Annotated in this window: 6 protein-coding genes; 5 read left to right on the top strand and 1 reads right to left on the bottom strand. The window is 67.1% G+C overall.

What is annotated here, in order from left to right:
- The 5 genes from rfbD to rfbC all read left to right on the top strand — a co-directional run.
- Positions 1-690: dTDP-4-dehydrorhamnose reductase (gene rfbD, locus ACK4TH_RS11235; RefSeq protein ID WP_409626501.1), on the top strand; the 690-nt coding region annotated here is incomplete at its 5' end.
- Between the two features lie 152 nt (positions 691-842).
- Entirely contained in the window at positions 843-1,529 is a 687-nt protein-coding gene (locus tag ACK4TH_RS11230; protein WP_409626498.1) for a hypothetical protein, read from the top strand.
- Positions 1,526-2,077: a FlgO family outer membrane protein gene (locus ACK4TH_RS11225; protein WP_409626495.1), complete on the top strand. Its 552-nt coding sequence runs from the start codon at positions 1,526-1,528 to the stop codon at positions 2,075-2,077. The genes ACK4TH_RS11230 and ACK4TH_RS11225 overlap by 4 nt, the downstream gene beginning before the upstream one ends.
- An 81-nt stretch (positions 2,078-2,158) precedes the next feature.
- Positions 2,159-3,025, top strand: coding sequence for a glucose-1-phosphate thymidylyltransferase RfbA (gene rfbA / locus ACK4TH_RS11220; protein WP_409626492.1), 867 nt, complete (start codon positions 2,159-2,161; stop codon positions 3,023-3,025).
- Positions 3,026-3,029: 4 nt separating this feature from the next.
- Positions 3,030-3,596 carry a dTDP-4-dehydrorhamnose 3,5-epimerase gene (gene rfbC, locus ACK4TH_RS11215; RefSeq protein ID WP_409626489.1) on the top strand — a complete coding sequence of 189 codons (567 nt, stop codon included), beginning with the start codon at positions 3,030-3,032 and terminating at the stop codon, positions 3,594-3,596.
- Here the strand turns inward: rfbC and ACK4TH_RS11210 are convergent.
- Positions 3,587-3,786: hypothetical protein (locus ACK4TH_RS11210; RefSeq protein ID WP_409626486.1), on the bottom strand; the 200-nt coding region annotated here is incomplete at its 5' end. The two genes, rfbC and ACK4TH_RS11210, sit on opposite strands and share 10 nt — an antisense overlap.

The raw sequence follows: 3,786 nt of genomic DNA, 5'->3' as shown, positions 1-3,786 counted from the left end.
GCCGAGCGCGAGCCCGACCTGGCTCACCGCATCAATGCCCAGGCCCCAGGTGTGTTGGCCGAAGCGGCGGCGGCCTGCGGGGCGTGGCTGGTGCACTACAGCACCGACTACGTCTTCGACGGCAGTGGAGAGCGGCCGTGGGGTGAAGCCGACGCGACCGGGCCGCTCAACACCTACGGCCGCACCAAACTCGCGGGCGAGGACGCCATCCGCGCCAGTGGCTGTCAGCACCTCGTCCTGCGTACCCAGTGGGTGTACGGCGTGCGCGGCGGCAACTTCGCGCGCACCATGCTGCGCCTGGCGCGCGAGCGCGACCGTCTGGCCGTCGTGGACGACCAATGGGGGGCGCCCACGGGGGCGGATTTGATTGCCGATGTCACTGCCCATGCGCTGCGGCAGGTGCTTGCCACGGGGCAGGGCAGTGGCACCTACCACCTCGCGGCGGCTGGGGTGACGACATGGCACGGCTGCGCCTGTCATGTCATCGAGGCGGCCCGCCGCCGTTGGCCGGACGCGGGTTGGCGCGTCTCGGCCATCGACCCCGTGTCCAGCAGCGCTTACCCGACGCCGGCGCGGCGCCCGCACAATTCGCGGCTGGACACCACCCGCCTTCAGCGCACGTTCGGCCTGCATCTGCCCGCCTGGCAGACCGGGGTGCAGCGGTGGGTCGATTCGTTGCCGCAGCCCTGACCCGGGTGCGAGGGCGAGCCAGGGGTGCCGCGCCGCTGTTGGGGAAATCGCGACGCCCGCTGCGCCCAGCCGACTTTTGCCTTGACGCTCCGAGGGGCGCGTGCTACCGCCAATACAACACAAGTCGAAGACCATCGCGCACAGGAGGTCCCTTGATCCGATTCAAAACAGCCTACGCCGCGCTGGCGGGCGTTCTGCTCGTGGGCTTGGGTGGGTGTACCCACGCGCCCATTCCTGTGGCCGAGAATTTTCCGTACACCGCGCAGAAAAAAGTCCGCTCCGCCGGGCACTGGGACGCCGTGGCGGGCCATGTCGTGTCCACCACGCTGACGCGGCTGAGCCAGACCCCCGCGTCGGGTGCCGCGATGCAGGTCGGCCTGCCGGCGTCGCCCACCGCGTTCGATCGGGCCTTCCGCGAGCTGCTCATCACCCGTTTGGTCAACGAGGGCAAGACGGTCGTCGAGCGCGACGACGCGCCCATCAAGGTCAGCTACCAGGCGCAAGTGGTGCGCCACAACAGCGACCGTCCGCACTTCATCCCGGGCCTGTTCACGGCGATCACCTCCGGCGTGTATGTGGCGCACTACCTGGGCGTCCATGCGCACCCCGATGCGGCCATGGTCGGCGGTCTGGGCTATGCCGCGCTCGCCGACGTGGCCCGCAGCCAATACACCGGCGGGCCCACCCACACCGAGGTCGTTTTGACCACCACCATCATGCAGGGTGACCGTTACCTCGTGCGCAACACCGACGTGTACTACGTCGAGGACAGCGACGCCACCCTGTTCCAGGTCGTGCGTGGCCCCGCGTCCCGCGAATTCAAGGTGGTGTCCCCATGAGAGCCTTCGCAGCGTTTGCCATGGCGGGGGCCGTGGCCCTGGTTGGGTGCTCGTCGCAGCCCAAACCCACCCTGCCGACGTACGAGCAGGCGGCTGTTCACCCCTTTCTGCAAGCCAACCGCGATGCGATGGCCAAGCTGCTGGCGGGGCTGCCGGCGGCTGACGTGTCGCCGCTGCTGGTGGCCACCATCGTCGATGTCAATGACCTGCGCGTGTCCTCGCCGCTGGGGCGCACGCTGTCGGAGCAGTACAGCTCCGCGGCGGCGGCCGCGGGGATCGACGTGCGCGAGATGAAGCTGCGCGGCGACGTGTTCGTGCGCGAGCAAACCGGCGAGCTGCTGCTGTCGCGCGAGATCAAGGACATCGCCCGGGTCCATCGGGCCACGGCGGTGCTGGTCGGCACCTACTCGGTCGCCGGCCAGTATGTGTACGTCAACGTCAAGCTGGTGCGATCGGAGTCCGGCCAGATCCTGAGGGGCTATGATTACGCCCTGCCGATGGATCGCGACGTCCAGCGCTTGGTGCGCAAGCCCACGGGCGACTACTGACGACCAGGCGCCCCGTTTCGGGGCGGGTTTCTTCGTCCACTCCGCACCGCCTGATCCTGCCGGGTCGGGCGGCTTCTGCTTATGCGCAAAGGCATCATCCTTGCCGGGGGCTCCGGCACCCGCTTGCACCCGGCCACGCTGGCCGTCAGCAAACAGTTGCTGCCGGTGTACGACAAGCCCATGGTGTATTACCCGCTCAGCACGCTCATGCTGGCGGGCATTCGGGATGTGCTCGTCATCAGCACGCCGCAGGACACACCGCGTTTTGCGCAGTTGCTGGGCGACGGCAGTCAATGGGGCATGAGTCTGCAGTACGCCGTGCAACCCAGCCCCGACGGGCTGGCGCAGGCCTTTCTGATCGGTGCGGACTTCGTCGCCGGGCACCCCAGCGCGCTGGTGCTGGGCGACAACATTTTCTACGGGCACGACTTTCAGCCCCTGCTGCACGCCGCCGATGCGCAGACCACCGGTGCCACGGTGTTTGCCTACCATGTGCACGATCCCGAGCGCTATGGCGTCGTGGAGTTCGACGCGCAGGGCCGTGCCATCAGCATCGAAGAAAAGCCCCGCGCGCCCAAGTCCAACTATGCCGTCACCGGGCTGTATTTCTACGACGAACAGGTGGTGGACATCGCGCGCGCGGTCCAGCCCAGCGCGCGCGGCGAGCTGGAGATCACCTCCGTCAACCAAGCCTACCTGGAGCGGGGCCAGCTCAACGTCCAGATCATGCAGCGCGGCTATGCGTGGCTCGACACCGGCACGCACGACAGCCTGTTGGATGCGGGGCAGTTCATTGCCACGCTGGAGCGTCGCCAGGGCCTCAAGATCGCCTGTCCGGAAGAAATCGCCTGGCGCCAGGGCTGGATCGACGCGGAGCAGCTCCAGCGGCTGGCCCAACCCCTGGTCAAAAACGGCTATGGCCAGTACCTGCTGAGCTTGCTGCGATAAGCCCATGCCGTACACCGTCACCCCGACCGCCATTCCCGGCGTGCTGATTCTGGAGCCCAAGGTCTTTGGCGATGCGCGCGGCTTTTTTTTCGAGAGCTTCAACCAGCGCGACTTCGAGCAGGCCACCGGGCTGAGCGGCATGGCCTTCGTGCAAGACAACCACAGCCGCAGCGCCAAGGGGGTGTTGCGCGGCTTGCACTACCAGTTGGCGCCGCACGCGCAGGGCAAGCTCGTGCGCGTGGCGCGCGGGGTGGTGTGGGACGTGGCGGTGGACATCCGGCGCGACTCACCGACCTTCGGCCAGTGGGTGGGGGTGGAACTCAGCGAGTCCAACCACCGCCAACTGTGGATCCCGCCAGGTCTGGCGCACGGCTTTCTGACGCTGACCGACAGCGCCGACTTCCTCTACAAAACCACCGAGTACTATGTGCCCGAGTGCGAACGCTGCCTGCGCTGGGACGACCCGACGATCGGTATCGATTGGCCATTGCATCTTCTGCTGGGGCCGCCATTGCTGTCCGCCAAGGATGCTGCAGGGCTTGGTTGGGGGCAGGTTCAGTTTTATGATTGAATGCAGTGGTGGCCCCAAAGATTAACACGTAAGTTTTCTTTGGGAGGATGGTCGATGAGGCCGCCCTGCTGGCAGAAGCTGTGGTCCCGATGCTGGCCATCTGGGCAGGCATACACGTCGATGTGCACGTCGCCCGGCTCGTAGACGGCAAAGGTGCCGTGCTTGGCCTTGGGTCCGTGAGGCTGCAGCG

Origin of the sequence: Tepidimonas sp. (assembly GCF_046292505.1) — a bacterium.
GTDB lineage: Bacteria > Pseudomonadota > Gammaproteobacteria > Burkholderiales > Burkholderiaceae_C > Tepidimonas.
Note: the sequence above shows the minus strand (reverse complement) of the source record. Positions and strands in the feature narration are given on the sequence as shown.